The 15,513-nt window shown below is 72.0% G+C and carries 17 protein-coding genes; 8 read left to right on the top strand and 9 right to left on the bottom strand.

All coding sequences use genetic code 11. The features are described 5' to 3' along the window. The first annotated feature begins 70 nt into the window (after positions 1-70). From ABZ098_RS04570 to ABZ098_RS04560, 3 genes are read left to right on the top strand one after another with little or no spacing between them, the layout of a single operon-like run. Positions 71-2,146, top strand: a complete 2,076-nt coding sequence (locus tag ABZ098_RS04570; RefSeq protein ID WP_356587135.1) for an MMPL family transporter — start codon at positions 71-73, stop codon at positions 2,144-2,146. After that, on the top strand, positions 2,143-3,426 hold the full coding sequence (locus ABZ098_RS04565) for a sensor histidine kinase (protein WP_356587133.1): 1,284 nt from the start codon (positions 2,143-2,145) through the stop codon (positions 3,424-3,426). Before ABZ098_RS04570 ends, ABZ098_RS04565 begins: the two co-directional genes overlap by 4 nt. Continuing rightward, entirely contained in the window at positions 3,423-4,088 is a 666-nt protein-coding gene (locus ABZ098_RS04560) for a response regulator transcription factor (RefSeq protein WP_356587131.1), read from the top strand. The genes ABZ098_RS04565 and ABZ098_RS04560 overlap by 4 nt, the downstream gene beginning before the upstream one ends. Before the next feature lie 3 nt (positions 4,089-4,091). On the opposite strand, the gene ABZ098_RS04555 is transcribed toward ABZ098_RS04560, so the two are convergent. The 3 genes from ABZ098_RS04555 to ABZ098_RS04545 form a co-directional block, all read right to left on the bottom strand. After that, entirely contained in the window at positions 4,092-5,027 is a 936-nt protein-coding gene (locus ABZ098_RS04555; RefSeq protein WP_356587129.1) for a dihydrodipicolinate synthase family protein, read from the bottom strand. A 94-nt stretch (positions 5,028-5,121) separates the two neighbouring features. Beyond that, complete coding sequence (locus ABZ098_RS04550) at positions 5,122-6,036, bottom strand: hypothetical protein (protein WP_356587127.1); 915 nt, start codon at positions 6,034-6,036, stop codon at positions 5,122-5,124. Beyond that, a complete protein-coding gene (locus tag ABZ098_RS04545) occupies positions 6,033-6,560 on the bottom strand; it encodes a SigE family RNA polymerase sigma factor (protein ID WP_356587125.1) in 528 nt (175 codons plus the stop codon). The genes ABZ098_RS04550 and ABZ098_RS04545 overlap by 4 nt, the downstream gene beginning before the upstream one ends. Positions 6,561-6,641: 81 nt before the next feature. Between ABZ098_RS04545 and ABZ098_RS04540 the strand changes: the two genes are divergently transcribed. After that, on the top strand, positions 6,642-7,067 hold the full coding sequence (locus ABZ098_RS04540; RefSeq protein WP_356587123.1) for a protein phosphatase: 426 nt from the start codon (positions 6,642-6,644) through the stop codon (positions 7,065-7,067). 4 nt (positions 7,068-7,071) lie between these two features. Here ABZ098_RS04540 and bla read toward each other — a convergent pair whose 3' ends face one another. Both bla and ABZ098_RS04530 read right to left on the bottom strand, forming a co-directional pair. Then, a complete protein-coding gene (gene bla / locus ABZ098_RS04535) occupies positions 7,072-8,004 on the bottom strand; it encodes a class A beta-lactamase (protein WP_356587121.1) in 933 nt (310 codons plus the stop codon). Between the two features lie 39 nt (positions 8,005-8,043). Further along, positions 8,044-9,525: an alpha/beta fold hydrolase gene (locus ABZ098_RS04530; protein WP_356587119.1), complete on the bottom strand. Its 1,482-nt coding sequence runs from the start codon at positions 9,523-9,525 to the stop codon at positions 8,044-8,046. Between the two features lie 193 nt (positions 9,526-9,718). On the opposite strand from ABZ098_RS04530, the gene ABZ098_RS04525 reads away from it, so the two are divergent. Beyond that, the gene (locus ABZ098_RS04525; RefSeq protein ID WP_356587117.1) at positions 9,719-10,684 is read left to right on the top strand and encodes an FAD-dependent oxidoreductase; all 966 of its coding nucleotides are present in this window, start codon (positions 9,719-9,721) and stop codon (positions 10,682-10,684) included. On the opposite strand, the gene ABZ098_RS04520 is transcribed toward ABZ098_RS04525, so the two are convergent. Genes ABZ098_RS04520 through ABZ098_RS04510 form a run of 3 tightly spaced genes read right to left on the bottom strand, consistent with a single transcriptional unit; the run spans position 10,674 to position 12,888 of the window. Further along, positions 10,674-11,879, bottom strand: coding sequence for a GNAT family N-acetyltransferase (locus tag ABZ098_RS04520; protein WP_356587115.1), 1,206 nt, complete (start codon positions 11,877-11,879; stop codon positions 10,674-10,676). The two genes, ABZ098_RS04525 and ABZ098_RS04520, sit on opposite strands and share 11 nt — an antisense overlap. Then, positions 11,879-12,073 carry a DUF397 domain-containing protein gene (locus tag ABZ098_RS04515; RefSeq protein ID WP_356587113.1) on the bottom strand — a complete coding sequence of 65 codons (195 nt, stop codon included), beginning with the start codon at positions 12,071-12,073 and terminating at the stop codon, positions 11,879-11,881. The genes ABZ098_RS04520 and ABZ098_RS04515 overlap by 1 nt, the downstream gene beginning before the upstream one ends. Next, complete coding sequence (locus tag ABZ098_RS04510; RefSeq protein ID WP_356587111.1) at positions 12,055-12,888, bottom strand: helix-turn-helix transcriptional regulator; 834 nt, start codon at positions 12,886-12,888, stop codon at positions 12,055-12,057. Before ABZ098_RS04510 ends, ABZ098_RS04515 begins: the two co-directional genes overlap by 19 nt. 141 nt (positions 12,889-13,029) lie before the next feature. Here ABZ098_RS04510 and ABZ098_RS04505 point away from each other — a divergent pair, with 141 nt between their 5' ends. The 3 genes from ABZ098_RS04505 (at position 13,030) to ABZ098_RS04495 (ending at position 15,018) form a co-directional block, all read left to right on the top strand. Next, positions 13,030-13,242: a hypothetical protein gene (locus ABZ098_RS04505; RefSeq protein ID WP_356587649.1), complete on the top strand. Its 213-nt coding sequence runs from the start codon at positions 13,030-13,032 to the stop codon at positions 13,240-13,242. A 102-nt stretch (positions 13,243-13,344) separates the two neighbouring features. Next, positions 13,345-14,094: a DNA repair protein RecO gene (gene recO, locus ABZ098_RS04500; RefSeq protein WP_356587109.1), complete on the top strand. Its 750-nt coding sequence runs from the start codon at positions 13,345-13,347 to the stop codon at positions 14,092-14,094. Positions 14,095-14,169: 75 nt separating this feature from the next. Then, on the top strand, positions 14,170-15,018 hold the full coding sequence (locus ABZ098_RS04495; protein ID WP_356587107.1) for an isoprenyl transferase: 849 nt from the start codon (positions 14,170-14,172) through the stop codon (positions 15,016-15,018). Positions 15,019-15,080: 62 nt separating this feature from the next. On the opposite strand, the gene ABZ098_RS04490 is transcribed toward ABZ098_RS04495, so the two are convergent. Then, positions 15,081-15,497 (bottom strand): transcriptional repressor, encoded by a 417-nt coding sequence (locus tag ABZ098_RS04490; RefSeq protein WP_007381897.1) that lies wholly within the window; start codon positions 15,495-15,497, stop codon positions 15,081-15,083. Positions 15,498-15,513 lie beyond the last annotated feature (16 nt).

Here is a 15,513-nt window from a genome sequence, read left to right as displayed (position 1 = left end):
ACGAACAGCCGCCCTCCCGCCGGGAGTCTGGAACCCGACCCAGACACCCGGACCGGAGGGAGGCCCGTCGATGGGGGCCGCAAAGATGAGCGCACGGCGACGACGTGCCGTGCCCTGGCTCGTGCTCGGGCTGTGGATCGTCCTGCTGGCGGCGGTGTCGCCGTTCGCGTCGAAACTCGCGGACGTGCAGCGGGACCGGGCCGTGGACTACCTGCCGGCGAGCGCGGACTCGACGCAGGTCGCGAAGATCCAGGACCGGCTGCCCGGGGGCGAGGCCACGCAGCTGGTCGTCGTCTACCACCGGGACGGCGGGCTGACGGCGGCCGACCGGGCGACCGCCGGCGAGCAGATCGGGCGGATCGCGGACGAGCACACGCTCACCGCAGAGCCGCGGGGCATCCCGTCCGCGGACGGCACCACCGTGATGTACCCGATCGCCAGCACCGAGCCGGGCACCGACGAGAAGGCCCGTGACCGGCTCGTCAACGACGTACGGGCCATCGCCCGCGGCGAGGACGGGCTCGGCGTCGACGTCGGCGGGGAGGGAGCCCTCGCCACCGACGCCGCCGAGGTCTACAACTCGCTCGGCGGACCGCTGCTCTACACCACCGCCGCGGTCGTCGCCCTGCTGCTGATCGTCATCTACCGCAGCCCGCTGCTGTGGCTGGTGCCGCTCGGGGTCGCGGGCATGTCGGAGTTCCTGGCGCGGGCCGTCGCCTACGGGCTCAACCAGGGGTTCGGGACGTCCGTCACCGGTCAGAGCGGCGGCATCATGACGATTCTCGTCTTCGGCGCCGGCACCGACTACGCGCTGCTGCTCGTCTCCCGGTACCGGGAGGAGCTGCGGCGGACCGAGCGGCCGTACGACGCGATGGCGGCCGCGCTGAAGGGCTGCGGGCCCGCCGTGCTCGCCTCCTCCGGGACCGTGGCCGCGGGCCTGCTGTGCCTGCTCGCCGCCGACCTCAACAGCAGCCGCGGGATGGGCCCGCTGGGCACGGTCGGAGTGCTGGTCGCGCTCGTCGCGATGATGACGCTGCTGCCCGCGGTCCTGGTACTGCTCGGCCGCCGGGTGTTCTGGCCGCTCGTGCCCCACTACGGCAGCACCCCCAAGGTCCGCCGGTCGCTGTTCGCCGCCATGGGCAGCTCGGCCGGGCGGCGGCCGCTCACCGTGCTGGTCGGCGGGGCCGCGCTGCTCGGGGCGCTCGCGCTGGGCGCGCTGAACCTGCCCGGCAGCCTCAAGCAGGAGGACTCCTTCACCAGCAAGCCCGACGCGGTCACCGCCATGGGGACGCTCGCCGCGGCCTACCCGGAGCGGGGCACCCAGCCCATCGAGGTCATCACCCCGGCCGACCGCGCCGACGCGACCCTCGCCGAGATCCGCGGCACCGAGGGCGTCGACAGCGCGCGCAAGGGCCGTACCGCGGACGGCTGGACCGAGATCTCCCTCACCGCCCGGTACGCCCCCCAGTCCGCCGGGGAGACCGCGACCATCAAGGCCCTGCGCGCCGAGCTCGACGGCTCCTACGTCGGCGGGCCCAGCGCCCAGCAGCTCGACCTGAAGGACACCAACGCGCGCGACCGGATGATCGTCGTGCCGATCGTCCTGGTCTCCGTGCTGCTCATCCTCGTCGCCCTGCTGCGGTCCCTCGTCGCGCCGCTGATCCTCGTAATCGCCGTGGTCGCCGTGTGGGCCGCGGCCCTCGGCATCGGCGGGCTGGTCTTCGGGCCGGTGTTCGGGTTCGAGGGCACCGATCCCGGGCTCGGGCTGCTGTCCTTCGTGTTCCTGGTCGCCCTCGGCGTCGACTACGGCATCTTCCTGATGCACCGCATGCGCGAGGAGTCCCTGGCCGGCGCCGAACCGGTCACCGCCGCCCTCACCGCGCTGCGGGCCACGGGCGGGGTCATCGCCTCCGCCGGACTCGTCCTCGCCGCCACCTTCGCCGTGCTCACCAACATGCCGATGGTCCAACTCGTCGAGCTGGGCTTCGTGATCGCGGTGGGCGTGCTCCTCGACACCTTCCTCGTGCGGACCTACCTGGTCACCAGCGCGGCCGTCGCGCTGCGGCGGAAAGTGTGGTGGCCGGGGGCGCTGTCCCGGGCGCCCGAGGCGCCGGTACGGGCCGAGCGCCAGCCGGAACCGGTGTGACGAGGTCGCTCCCGGGCGCCCTTCCCTCCCGGAAGGGCGCCTTCCTCCCCGAGGATGACATCGTGCAGGAGACCACGAGGCCCCGGCCGGGCGAGCGGATCATGGCGGCGGTCAACCGAGACCCGCGGACCGCCCCGCACGGCACCCGCAACGACGCGCTGCTCGCCGTCGTGCTGGCGGCGGCGGCCGTGTGCGTCAGCCTGTTCACCGACGAGGCCCGCCGCCCCGACGCCCTCGGGTGGACGCTGCTGCTGGCCGCCCATGCGCCGATCGTGTGGCGGCGGCGCCGCCCGCTGCTCGTGCTGGCAGCGATGGTGGCCCTGATCGTGCCGTTCCACGCCCTCGACTACAACCACATCGCCCCCACCCCGGCCGCGTACGTCGCCCTCTACACGGTCGCCGTCACCGGCCGCCCGCTGCGGACGGTCCTCACGGGTGCCCTCGTCCTCGGCGTCTCCCTGAGCGTCATGCTCACCGTCAGCGCCCACCAGGCCGTCGAACTGCTGAGGATCTCCGGCTGGGTCATCGCCGTCCTCTTCTGCGGCATCGACGTCCGCTACTACCGCCAGTACGTCTCCTCCATCGTCGAGCGCGCCGTCCGCGCCGAACGCACCCGCGAGGAGGAGGCCCGCCGCCGGGTCGCCGAGGAACGCCTGCGCATCGCCCGCGACCTGCACGACCTGCTCGCCCACAGCATCACCCTCATCGGCGTGCAGACCTCCGTCGCCGCGCACGTGCTGGCCGCCGACCCCGAGCGGCTGGACCGGGAGACCGTCGCCAAGGCCCTCGACGACATCTCCGAGACCTGCCGCACCGCGCGTGGCGAACTCCGTACGACGCTGGAGGTGCTGCGCGAACACGGCCCCCAGGACACCCGCGGCCCGCTGCCAGGCCTCGACGGACTGCCCGACCTCGTCGCGGCGGCGCGGCTCGCGGGCGCCCGCGTCGAACAGGACCTGCGCATCCGCACCGACCCACCGCCCGCCGTCGGTGCCGCCGCCTACCGGATCGTCCAGGAGGCGCTCACCAACGCGGTCCGGCACGCGGGCCCCGAACCCGCCGTCCACCTCAGGCTGTACGACGAACCCGGCGCCCTGCGGGTGTCCGTGACCGACGACGGCACCGGGCCCACCCCGGGCCACGCCCCCGGCTTCGGACTGGTCGGGATGCGGGAGCGGGCGCGCAGCGTGGGTGGCACACTCGACGCCGGACCACGCCCGGACGGCGGGTTCGAGGTGACGGCGGCGCTGCCGCTCACCGTGGGGGAGGGAACCTTATGACCATCCGCGTGCTGCTCGCCGACGACCAGACCCTGGTGCGGGCCGCGTTCGCCATGCTCGTCGAGTCGGCGCGGGACATGGAGGTCGTGGGAGAGGCGGGCAGCGGCCGGGAGGCGGTGGGGGCGGCCCGCGAGGTGCGGCCCGACCTGGTGGTCATGGACATCCGCATGCCCGACCTCGACGGCATCGAGGCGACCCGGCTTATCGCGGCCGACGAGGACCTGGCCGGGGTGCGGGTGCTGGTCCTGACCACCTACGACACCGACGAGAACATCGTCGAGGCACTGCGCGCGGGCGCCTCCGGCTTCCTGGTGAAGGACACCCGGCCCGCCGAACTCCTCGACGCCATCCGCACGGTGGCCGCCGGCGAGGCACTGCTGTCCCCGGGACCCACGGCCCGGCTGATCGAGCGGTTCCTGCGCAGCCCGTCGGTGCCGGTGGCGGGCGGCGGCCCCGAGTGCCTCTCCGAGCGGGAGCGCGAGGTGCTGGCCCTGGTCGCGCGGGGCCTCAACAACACCGAGATCGCCGAGGCGCTCGGCCTGAGCCCGCTCACCGCGAAGACCCACGTCAGCCGGATCATGGGCAAGCTGGGGGCACGGGACCGGGCCCAACTGGTCATCGTGGCCTACGAGTCGGGGATGGTGACCCCGGGGACCCCGTAGCGCTCAGAGCAGCCCGGCCCCGGACAGGAAGGCGCCCACCCGTGCCACCTCCGCCGCCGACAACGGCACCTGCGGCTCCGCCGTCACCGGGCAGTCGATCACGCCCCGCAGATGCAGGGCCGCCTTGAACGCGCCCAGCGCCGACGACGACGCGCCCATGCGGGCCGGGTCACCCACGCGCACCATGCCGAACAGGGCGCACAGCCGCTCCTGTTCGGCCCGGGCCGCGTCCAGGTCGCCCGCGCGGCACAGGCGGTCGAGACGGACGTACCCCTCGGGGTCGACGTTGGACAGTCCGGGCACCGCCCCGTCCGCGCCGACCGCGAGGGCGGCGTCGACGAGGAGTTCGGAGCCGGTCAGCACGCTGAAGCCGGTGATGCCGGGGTGGGCGCGGGCGCCGGAGACGACCGTGCGGAAGCCGGCGAGGTCGCCGCTGGAGTCCTTGAGGCCGGCCAGTACGCCCTCGGCGGCCAGGTCCAGGACCACGTCCGCGGGGAGCTTGGTGTGGACACCGCTGGGGAGGTCGTACGCGATGACGGGCACCGGGCTGCCGGCCGCGACCAGGCGGTAGTGGTGGGCGATCTCCCGGGGATGGGTGCTCGTGTAGAAGGGAGCCGTGACGACGACCGCGTCGGCGCCCGCCGCCGTGACGGCCCGCACGTGGTCCAGGACCCGGGCCGTCGTCATGTCGATCACCCCGGCCAGCACGGGCAGTCGGCCCCCGACGTGCCCGGTGACCGTCTCCACCACGAGCCTGCGCTGGGCGTCGGTCAGGAAGGCCGCCTCGGACGACGTGCCGAGGACGAACAGGCCGTGCACCCCGCCCGCGACCAGATGGTCGACGAGCCTGAGCAGCGAGGGGACGTCCACCTCGCGGTCCGGTGTCAGGGGTGTGCAGACGGGCGGGACGACACCGGTCAGGGGGGCGGGAAGGGTCATCGGAGCTCCTTGGGATCGGCCGTCCCTTGATCCTCCCGCAAAGGGCGAGGGGGCGCCGACCCCTGTACGGCGCCCCCTTCCCGAGCTGCCTGACTTACTGCACCTGCTGGTACGACTTGTCCTCGTCGGAGTCGTAGATCTGCTTGCCGGCCTTGTCGTAGCCCTTGACGTGCGGGTTCCTGGTGACCTGCTCGTTCAGGGTGCCGGAGGCGACGAACCAGCCGTGGTCGAGGACGGCCTCGCTCTCGGCACCGCCGTAGGAGACGGTCACCTTGGCCACGCTCGGTTCGACCGTGCCGATGAAGCCCCAGCTGAACGGCAGCTTCCAGTTGCCCTTGTCCATGAAGGACTGTTGGTAGAGCTTGTTGGCGTTGATGTCGGCGAGTACGGGCGGGGAGTCCGGTTGCCGGTCGCTGCCGACACTGGTGCCGAGCCCGGAGACCCCGCCGTCCTTGATGTTGCAGATCAGCCGGGTCTCGTTCGGCTCCTCCTTCACCGCGACCACGAAGAAGCCGTCACCGGGCGAGTTGGAGTCACCGGTGCTCTTGAGCGCCAGGATGATCCGGTAGTCGTCCGGCTTGCCCAGGTCCCCGGAGGCGAGGCCGCCGTGGGCCACGCGGTCCCGGTCGTAGGCGAGGCACTTGTCCAGCCCGTCCACGGCCTGCTCCAGCGTGACCCCGTCCCGGAGCTGCCCAGCCGTCGCCGGACCCGCGGGCCCGCTGGGCGTGGGGGAGGGGGTGGACAGGGCCGTGGGGCTCGCCGATGCCGCTGCGGGTGTCGAGGGTTCCGTCGCCCCCGCTCCCGGGACACCCACCGCGAACGCCGCCACCGGCACGGCCGCCAGTGTCACCAGGGCCGCCCCGGCCACCGCCACCCGCCTGCGCCGCTCGACCACGCCCTGGCGGCGGATCTGCGGATACGGCACCGGCGAGGGCCGGATCGTGTACGCGTCCTCGGCGAGCAGCTCCCGCAGTTGCTCCTCGAAGTCCCGCTCCGCTTCCTCACTCATCTCGTGCCTCCCTGCGGGGCGCGGTCCATGACCTGCGCGAGCCCCGGATACGTACGCAACTTCGCCAGCCCCTTGGACGCCTGGCTCTTGACCGTGCCCTGCGAGCAGCCGAGCACCTCGGCGACCTCCGCCTCCGACAGGTCCTCCCAGTAGCGCATGACGACCACCGCCCGCTGCCTGGGCGGCAGTCCGGCCAACGCGCCCAGCAGCACCCCGCGTTCGTCGACCCGCGCCACGTTCTCGTCGCGGCCCGCCCGCTCGGGCGGCGCGTCGGTCAGCGACTCCTTCACGCGCCGCTTGCGGAAGCGGTCGCTGTTGCACGTGACGAGCATCCGCCGGACGTACGCCTCCGGATTGTCGCTGCCCGACACGCGCCGCCAGGAGCGGTACGCCTTCGCCAGCGCCGTCTGCGTCAGGTCCTCGGCGTGATGTGCGTCGCCGGTGAGCAGATAGGCGGTCCGCACGAGGTGCGACCATCTGGCTCTGACGAATTCCTGGAACCGATCCTCTTGTTCGGCCTGCATCAAGCACCCTCCCTCGCCCACCAGACCACGTTGGCGGCGTATTCGGTTGCCCGGTGCTCGATGACGGGTTCGAATGCGGTCATGAAGGGGTGGGACGCACACGACCGGGGCATCCTCAGGCTGCCGTCCGGACGCCTGGTACGGGGCCGCGGCCTGAGGTACCCGCTGGACCCGGCCGCGCCGACACCGTCGTACGGCGTCTATCTGCTCGGCGGCCGCCCGCCTGAGGTCCCTTGGGCCTCCCGCTGGCTCCGCTGGCCGGACTTCCGGCTGCCGGCCGACCACGGGGAGGCCCGTGAGGTGCTCACCGAGGCCTGGGAGCGGTCGGCCGGGGAGCGCGTGGAGATCGCGTGCGGGGGCGGCAAGGGCCGCACCGGAACGGCCCTCGCCTGCCTGGCGGTTCTGGACGGTGTGCCCGCGGACAGCGCGGTGGCGTACGTCCGCGAGCACTACGACCGGCGGGCGGTGGAGACCCCCTGGCAGCGCCGGTACGTCCGGCGGTTCTGACCGGTCAGCCCAGGACGTCGGCGACCACCGCAGCCGCGTCGGCGACCAGCGCGTCGTCGCGTACGGCGTCCGGCTCGGGCAGGGTCGACAGCACCGACAGAACGATCGGGTCGCCGTCCTCGGTCCACACGACGCCCACGTCGTTGGCGGTGCCGTAGGAGCCGCTGCCCGTCTTGTCGGCGATCGTCCACGTCTTCGGCAGGCCAGCGTGGAAGCGGTCCACGCTGGTGGTGTTGGACAGCAGCCAGTGCGTGAGCAGCTCCCGGTCCCGTCGGTTCAGCGCGTCGCCGAGGACCAGCCGGCCGTAGGTGCGGCCGACGGCGTACGGGCTCGTCGTGTCGGTGAGCCGCCACGGCTCGGCGGTGTTGAGCTCGGGCTCCCAGCGGTCGAGGCGGGTGACCCGGTCGCCGAGGGAGCGGGCGAAGCGGGTGATCGCGGTGGGGCCGCCGAGTTCGCGCAGGAGGAGGTTGCCGGCCGTGTTGTCGCTGTGGGTGATGGCCACCTCGGCCAGCTCGGCGATCGTCATGCCCTCCGCCAGATGGGCGGCCGTCTGGTCGGAGCCCGGGATCACCAGGTCGTCCTCGGTGTAGTGGATGCGGCGGGCCAGCACCTCGCCGTGCCGGTCCAGGTCGCGCAGGACGCCGGCGGCCGCGAGGGTCTTGAACAGCGAGCACATCGGGAAGCGCTCGTCGGCGCGGTACCGGACGGACCGCTCGGCGGTGACGTGGTGGGCGAAGACGCCGAGCCGGGCGTCGTACCGCACTTCCAGCGCGCGCAGCCGGGCGGTGACGTCGTCCTCGGCGGCGTGCGCTGTCGTAGCGGTCGTGCCGGTCAGGAGGGTGGCCGTGCCGGCGGCCAGGAGGCCGCGCCGGGACAGCTTTCCGGAGCCTAAGATCTCGCTCTCCTTCGTTCGGTGACGGTGACGGATCTCTCCCATGATCGACGCCCCGGCTCATCCCTTGGTTGCACCGCCGTGTCAGCGGCAGTGGACGTCCCGGGCCGGACGCGCCCCCGTGGCCAGGAAGCGGGACACGATCGCGTCACCGCAGGCGGTGCCGTTGTCCAGGTAGGCGTCGTGGCCGGTGGAGTCGTTGAGGACCATGACGGCACGTCGGCCGAGCGCCTCGCGGAGCTTGAGGGCACCGGCGAGCGGAGTGGCCACGTCCCGTTCGTTCTGCACCATCAGGATGTTGGACGGGCCCCGGTCGGAGACGTGCACCGGCGCCTCCTTCGGCTCCCACGGCCAGGCGGCGCACACCATGGCATTCCTCGGCATGCCACCGGTCAGCGGGTACTTGGCCCGGCTCTCCGCCACGCCCTTGACGTAGACCGCCGGGTCGCTCGGCCAGTCGCCGTCGTTGCAGATGGTGGCGGCGCCGACCGCGGTGACGTTCTGGAGGACCGCCTCGGGCGGCCCCGCCGGAGCGGGCGGCACCGTGCCCTTCTGCGCGGCGAGGATCAGCTTGGCGAGGGCCGGGTAGTCGTCCGGGTCGTAGAAGGAGTCGAGCATCGTCTGGCGCAGGACGTTGCCGTTCAGCTCCTCGGGGTTGGCGCCCGGCCAGGGGATCGGCTCGCGGTCGAGGCGCGCGGCGAGCTCCAGGAACAGCGGGCGCACCTCTGCGGCCGTGTCGGCGAGGCGGTCCGGATTGCCGGGCGCGGACGCCCACTTGGCGAACTCCGGGAAGTTGTCCTCGGCTCCCCACTCGTACGCGGCGACCCAGGCGCGCTCCGCGAGGACGGGGTCCGCGTTGTCGTTGCTGTCCAGGACGACTCGGTCGGTGCGCCGGGGGAACAACTTGAGGTAGGCGTCGGCGACATAGGTGCCGTAGGACACGCCCCACGCGGACACCTTGCGCTCGCCGAGCGCGGCGCGCACGCGGTCGAGGTCACGGGCCTCGTTGAGGGTGCTTATGTGCCGGATCAGTTCGCCGCCGTTGCGCGCGCAGGCCTCGGAGACGCGCTTCGCCGCCGCCATGTTCGCGTCGACGGAGCCGTCCGGGGAGGGCCAGGGCAGCAGGGTCGTGCGGGCCAGGTCGCGGTGTTCGAGGCCGCAGTCGACGGCCGTCGAGGGCGCCATCCCCCGCGGTGCGAAGCCGATCAGGTCGTAGGCGTCCCGCACCTTCTGCGGCAGCTTCTGCCCCTTGCGGGAGGGGTCGTTCATGCTGTCGCCGCCGGGTCCGCCGGGGATCAGCAGCAGGGCGCCGCGCCGGGCGTCCGGATTCTCGGCACGGATACGGGAGACGGCGATCTCGATCTTGGGGCCGTCCGGGTCCGCGTAGTCCATGGGCACGGAGACGGTCGCGCACTGCTGGCGCGGGTCGAGGCCGCCGCCCTCGCACTTGGTCCACTTCAGTGCCGGGGTGCGGGAGTCGGCGGAGGCGGACATCGGGGTCAGGACACCGAGGACGACACCGGAGGCGGCGGCGATCAGGGCGAGGCTCTTCGTCATCTGCTTCATGCGAGGAGCCTCGCGGATCGGCCGCGGTCGCCCCATCCGGTCAACTGGCCGATCCACAGGGGGGTTTACCCCCTCAGGGGCCCTAGGGGCACTCCCGTCCCCGGGCGGTCCGGTGAATGGCCGAAGAGGCGGTGGGGGAGTTTGTGCCGGTTCGGTTAGTCTCGAAGGTCCCGACGACGGAGGCGAGGCAGGGGTGGCGGCCAGTGTGGTGGTGATCGGCGCCGGGGTCTCGGGGCTCACCACGGCGGTGTGTCTCGCGGAGGCGGGCCTGGCCGTCCGGGTGGACACCGACCGGCTCCCCGGCGCCACGACCTCGGCGGCCGCGGGCGCGATGTGGGACCCGTACCTGGTCGAGCCGCGCGATCTGGTCGACCGGTGGAGCCGCCGGACCCTGGCGGAGCTGACCGCGCTGAGCACGGACGCGGACACCGGCATCCGGCTGGCGGAGGGCACGCACGAGTCCACGGTCCCCTGCGAGATGCCGTCCTGGGGCACGGTGGTCGGCGCGCTCCCGTGCCCGCCCGACGACCTCCGGGACGGCTATGTCACCGGCTGGCGCTACCGGGCCCCGCTCGTCGACATGCCCCGCTACCTCGACCATCTCCTACGGCGGCTGGAGCGGGCCGGCGGAACCGTCCGGCAGCACCGCCACGACACCCTCGGCGAGGCCCTCCGGGAGGCCCCGGTGATCGTCAACTGCGCGGGCGCGGAAGCCCGGTTCCTCGCCGACGACCCGGCGGTGGACGCGGTGCGCGGCCAGCTCGTCCTGGTCGAGAACCCGGGGATCGACGCCTTCTTCTGCGACGACACCCCCGGCGCCGAGGACCTCACCTACATCTACCCCCACGCCGACGCCGTGGTCCTGGGCGGCACCGCCGAGCCGGGCAACTGGGACCTGCGGCCCGACGAGGACGCGGGCCGGGAGATCGTACGGCGCTGCACGGCCGTGGAGCCGAAGCTCGCCGGCGCCCGGGTGATCGGACAGCGGGTGGGCCTGCGACCGGTCCGCACCGGCGTCCGGCTCACCCAGGAGCGGTACGGCGACCGCCTGCTGGTGCACAACTACGGACACGGCGGGGCGGGCGTGACCCTGTCCTGGGGCTGCGCCCGGGAGGTCACGGACCGGGTCCTCCAGGCCGCAGTGGGCCCTACGCCCTGATCCGCCACTGCCGACGCTCCGCGATGTCCGCTTCCGCGCCCCGGCGGAACAGATACAGCCAGGTCCGCGCCGTGAGCGCCGCCATCAGGGCGATGGTCCACGGCCAGCTCGTCGCCTCCGCCGCCACCAGCCCCGCGCCGATCGTCGGGGACGCGGCCGTGAACAGCTTGAGGGCCAGTTCGACGCGGCTGCGGCGGAACCGGTGGGCGATGGAGAACTCCGAGCGCTCGTACCAGCCGATCGCGGCGCTGAGGACGACGGCCAGGACCATGGTGGTCCAGGGATCACCGCTGGCCTGCGCGTAGGTCACCGGCAGCGAGATCACGAAGGGGAGGACCCCGCCGTACTCGGAGAGGACGTTCCCCCACTTCATGATCCGGCCGAACGAGTTGGAGCGGATGCGGGCGAGTTCGCCGGACGCGCTCGCGTAGACGATCAGGGACAGCACGGTGGCGAAGGTCGCCCCGATGAGCAGCAGCCGTACGTCGTCGGGGAACCGGGTCGAGGAGAACGCGAAGCCCAGCAGGAAGGTGATGGCGGCGAGGATCGAACCGGAGAAGGCGATTCCGGCCGCGGCTTCCCCGGACTGGAGGGCGGCGGGGTCGTCCCGCTCGAACCGGGCGATCTCGAAGGCGGGTTCACCCCCCAGACTCACCAGCGCCGTCACCGCGTGGTCGTCGGGCGCGAGGGACTCGGCGAGCTGCTCCCGCGCGGAGACCGGCACGAGATGCCGGGCCTCCGGATCGACGTACTCCACACGGGACTTGTACTGGTAGTGGAGAGGCTGATCGGTCAGACGCATCACCCGGGTCCCTATGAACCCGCACCCCAACAGCAGCCGCGTCAGCGCCAGTTGGTCCGTCCTCGCCAGCGCGGAGACCAGCGGCGGCTCGTCCGGCCTGTCGAGCAGCGTGCGCAGCATCGCGTCGAGGAGCCGTGCGGCCACGCCCTGCCGGCGCGACTCCTCCCGTACGGCGACCACGGTCAGCCGGGCGTGCCCCGGTGACGGCGTCTCCGCGGCGACACACCCCACCAACTCCCCGTCGGACACGGCCACGCGCACGAGGTCGCGGTCCACGGCATCGGCGAGGAGCGCGGGTGGCGGGATGTCCCGCGGTTCACAGGTGTCGGCCAGCAGGGAGTGCAGCGCGGACAGGTCGGCGGGGCGGGCCGCCCGTACCGGCCGGTCCGGCACTACTTGAGAAACCCGAGGAAGTGGGTCCACGTGTGGGAGGGGAAGGCGAGAACGGGGCTGTCCGTGCCGAGTTTGGAGTCCCGGATAGGGACCAAGTCGTGGGTGTCGGCGGCGACCTCTACGCAGTCGCCGCCCTCACCGTTGCTGTAGCTGCTCTTGTACCAGCGGGCGTTGCTCAGGTCGTACTCGCGCATCGTCTGAAGTCCTCCGCCGCCGACTCGACCAGGGCCAGGGACGCCTCCGGCGACAGCGCGGCGACCCTGAGCAGATCGTATGCGCGCTGCGCCCGCTTCACCACGCCCGGATCATCGATGAGCGTTCCCGAAAACGCCGTCTCTGTATAGGTGATCGGAGGGGCATCGCTGAACTCCATGAGCTTGAGAGATCCGGCCATCGAGGCATGCGCCCCGGCCGCGAACGGCACCACCGTCAGCCACACCTTGCGGTCCCGCATCAACCGCGCGATGTAGTCCAGTTGCTCGGCCATGGCCTGCGGGCCGCCGACGGGGACGCGCAACACGCTCTCGTGCAGAACCACCCAATACTCGGGCCTTGCAGCGTCCTTGAGGATCTGTGCCCGTTCCAGGCGGGCGGCGACTTTCTCCTCGACGTACTCGTCCGTGACGAACGGATTCGCGGCGATCGTCACCGCTCCGGCATACGCCGCTGTTTGCAGCAGGCCCGGCACCACGGTCGGCGCGAACTCGCAGATCCTCGTGGCCGTCCGCTCGAACTCCACGACCTGCGCGAAGTAATCCGCGTACCGCTTGTCGTCGATGAGCTTCCTGCACAGCCGCTCGAAAATACCGTCGGTTTGTAGAACCGCGTCGATCCGCTGGGAGATATCCAGTTGCGGTTTTCGAAAGGCCTGCTCGAACTGCCCGATATAAGCGCCGGAGACGAAGACGCGTGACCCCAGCTCAGCCTGGGTCATCCCCACCTCCTCCCGGTGTCGCCGCAGTTCCGTTCCGAAGAACTCCCACGCCGCCTGCCGTGAACCATTGGCCATGGCCAACCCCCTTGTTCAGCATTGCACTTGTGGCGCACAGACTCCTGCCGAGTGTAGGGAAAGAAGACCACTGTGGAGAAGGGAAGAGTGAAACTCGGAAAAGGCGGGGAGTTCGATGGAATCGGAGTCTGGAGGGAATCGGTGACGAAATTGCCCGTGGGCTCGTACGTCGTGGACACCCGTACCGGGAGGTCCGGCGTGGTGATGGGGCACGAGGGGCCGTACGTCCAACTCAGACCGCACGGCGGCGGCAGGGAGTGGGACGCGGCGCCGGAGGCGGTACGGGAGGCGACCCCGGCCGAGCGGCCGGAGATCACCGCCGTGTTCCGGTCCGCCGACGAAGGCCGACCGTAATCACGGACACGGACGAGCACGGTTCCGGGTGGGCGAGAATGGACGCATGAGTCTGTTCCGCGACGACGGCACCGTGCTGCGCACCCGGCGCGGGGGTGTGCGATGAGCCTCTTCCGGGACGACGGGGTCGTGCTGCGGACGCAGAAGCTCGGGGAAGCCGACCGGATCATCACGCTGCTCACGCGCGGGCACGGGCGGGTGCGGGCCGTGGCCCGGGGCGTGCGCCGCACCAAGTCCAAGTTCGGGGCCCGCCTCGAACCCTTCTCCCACGTCGACGTGCAGTTCTTCGCGCGGGGGAGCGAGCTGATCGGGCGCGGGCTGCCGCTGTGCACGCAGAGCGAGACCATCGCGCCGTACGGTGGCGGGATCGTCTCCGACTACGCCCGGTACACCGCCGGGACGGCCATGCTGGAGACGGCCGAGCGGTTCACCGACCACGAGGGCGAGCCGGCTGTGCAGCAGTACCTGCTGCTCGTCGGCGCCCTGCGCACCCTCGCCCGGGGCGAGCACGCGCCCCACCTCGTCCTCGACGCGTTCCTGCTGCGCTCCCTCGCCGTGAACGGCTACGCCCCGAGCTTCAGCGACTGCGCGAAGTGCGGCATGGCCGGCCCGAACCGTTTCTTCTCCGTGGCGGCCGGGGGCTCGGTCTGCGTGGACTGCCGGGTGCCCGGCAGCGTCGTACCGTCGCCGCAGACCCTGGAGCTCCTCGCCGCGCTGCTTACGGGAGACTGGGAGACCGCGGACGCGAGCGAGCCGCGGTACGTCCGGGAGGGCAGCGGGCTGGTGTCCGCCTACCTGCACTGGCACATGGAGCGCGGGCTGCGCTCACTCCGGTACGTGGAGAAGTCGTAGAGCCGCACAGTCGTAGAACCGCACAGTCGTAGAACCGCACAGTCGTAGAGCACCACTGAGGAGACGAGAAGCACCATGGTCGTAAACGGGATCCTGGGGCGCCGGCGGCGCGAGTACAGGGCGCCGGAGCCGCACCCGTCCGGTGCCCGCGCGCCGAAGCTCCCCGGTGAGCTGATCCCCGAGCATGTGGCGATCGTCATGGACGGGAACGGGCGGTGGGCCAAGCAGCGCGGGCTGCCCCGGACGGAAGGGCACAAGGTCGGTGCCGAGCGGGTCCTCGACGTCCTCCAGGGCGCGATCGAGGCCGGTGTGAAGAACATCTCGCTCTACGCCTTCTCCACCGAGAACTGGAAGCGCTCGCCCGACGAGGTCCGGTTCCTCATGAACTTCAACCGCGACTTCATCCGCAAGACCCGCGACCAGCTCGACGAGCTCGGTATCCGGGTGCGCTGGGTGGGCCGGATGCCCAAGCTGTGGAAGTCCGTCGCGAAGGAACTCCAGGTCGCCCAGGAGCAGACCAAGGGCAACGACAAGCTCACGCTGTACTTCTGCATGAACTACGGCGGACGGGCCGAGATCGCCGATGCCGCCCAAGCTCTCGCCGAGGACGTGAAGGCGGGCCGCCTCGACCCGTCCAAGGTCACCGAGAAGACCCTCGCGAAGTACCTGTACTACCCGGACATGCCCGACGTGGACCTCTTCCTGCGGCCCAGCGGCGAGCAGCGCACCTCCAACTACCTGCTCTGGCAGAGCGCGTACGCGGAGATGGTCTTCCAGGACGTCCTGTGGCCCGACTTCGACCGCCGTGACCTGTGGCGGGCGTGCGTCGAGTTCGCCTCCCGGGACCGCCGCTTCGGCGGCGCCGTCCCGAACGAGGAGCTCCTCGCCATGGAGGAAGCGATGAAGGGCGATCCGGAGGCCTGACCTCCGTCCCGCCCGTCGCCGACCGCCACATGTGGGCGGTCGGCGGCCCCGCGGCCGGTGCGTCAGCCCTGGGCGGCCGCGCAGTCCGCGCAGGTGCCGAAGATCTCCACGGTGTGCGCCACGTTGACGTAGCCGTGCTCGGCGGCGATCGCGTCGGCCCACTTCTCGACGGCCGGACCCTCCACCTCCACGGCCTTGCCGCAGACCCGGCACACCAGGTGGTGATGGTGGTCGCCGGTGGAGCAGCGCCGGTAGACGGACTCCCCGTCGGAGGTGCGCAGGACGTCCACCTCGCCCGCGTCGGCGAGGTTCTGGAGCGTGCGGTAGACCGTGGTCAGACCGACGGCGTCACCCTTGTGCTTGAGCATGTCGTGCAGTTCCTGCGCGCTGCGGAACTCGTCGACCTCGTCGAGGGCCGCCGCCACGGCGGCCCGCTGCCGGGTGGCGCGGCCCTTCACGGGCGGTCCTGCGGTCGTCACGGGTTCCTCCTTCGTT

The organism is Streptomyces sp. NPDC006335, assembly GCF_040612795.1.
Classification (GTDB): domain Bacteria; phylum Actinomycetota; class Actinomycetes; order Streptomycetales; family Streptomycetaceae; genus Streptomyces.
Note: the sequence above shows the minus strand (reverse complement) of the source record. Positions and strands in the feature narration are given on the sequence as shown.

Excerpts from the sequence above, each read along its gene's own strand:
- recO (WP_356587109.1), top strand. The coding sequence starts at position 13,345 with ATGAGCCTCTTCCGGGACGACGGGGTCGTGCTGCGGACGCAGAAGCTC.
- ABZ098_RS04555 (WP_356587129.1), bottom strand. The coding sequence starts at position 5,027 with ATGACCCTTCCCGCCCCCCTGACCGGTGTCGTCCCGCCCGTCTGCACA.
- ABZ098_RS04510 (WP_356587111.1), bottom strand. The coding sequence starts at position 12,888 with ATGGCCAATGGTTCACGGCAGGCGGCGTGGGAGTTCTTCGGAACGGAA.
- ABZ098_RS04495 (WP_356587107.1), top strand. The coding sequence starts at position 14,170 with ATGGTCGTAAACGGGATCCTGGGGCGCCGGCGGCGCGAGTACAGGGCG.
- ABZ098_RS04560 (WP_356587131.1), top strand. The coding sequence starts at position 3,423 with ATGACCATCCGCGTGCTGCTCGCCGACGACCAGACCCTGGTGCGGGCC.
- ABZ098_RS04540 (WP_356587123.1), top strand. The coding sequence starts at position 6,642 with ATGAAGGGGTGGGACGCACACGACCGGGGCATCCTCAGGCTGCCGTCC.
- ABZ098_RS04530 (WP_356587119.1), bottom strand. The coding sequence starts at position 9,525 with ATGAAGCAGATGACGAAGAGCCTCGCCCTGATCGCCGCCGCCTCCGGT.
- ABZ098_RS04515 (WP_356587113.1), bottom strand. The coding sequence starts at position 12,073 with ATGCGCGAGTACGACCTGAGCAACGCCCGCTGGTACAAGAGCAGCTAC.
- bla (WP_356587121.1), bottom strand. The coding sequence starts at position 8,004 with ATGGGAGAGATCCGTCACCGTCACCGAACGAAGGAGAGCGAGATCTTA.
- ABZ098_RS04550 (WP_356587127.1), bottom strand. The coding sequence starts at position 6,036 with ATGAGTGAGGAAGCGGAGCGGGACTTCGAGGAGCAACTGCGGGAGCTG.
- ABZ098_RS04570 (WP_356587135.1), top strand. The coding sequence starts at position 71 with ATGGGGGCCGCAAAGATGAGCGCACGGCGACGACGTGCCGTGCCCTGG.
- ABZ098_RS04545 (WP_356587125.1), bottom strand. The coding sequence starts at position 6,560 with ATGCAGGCCGAACAAGAGGATCGGTTCCAGGAATTCGTCAGAGCCAGA.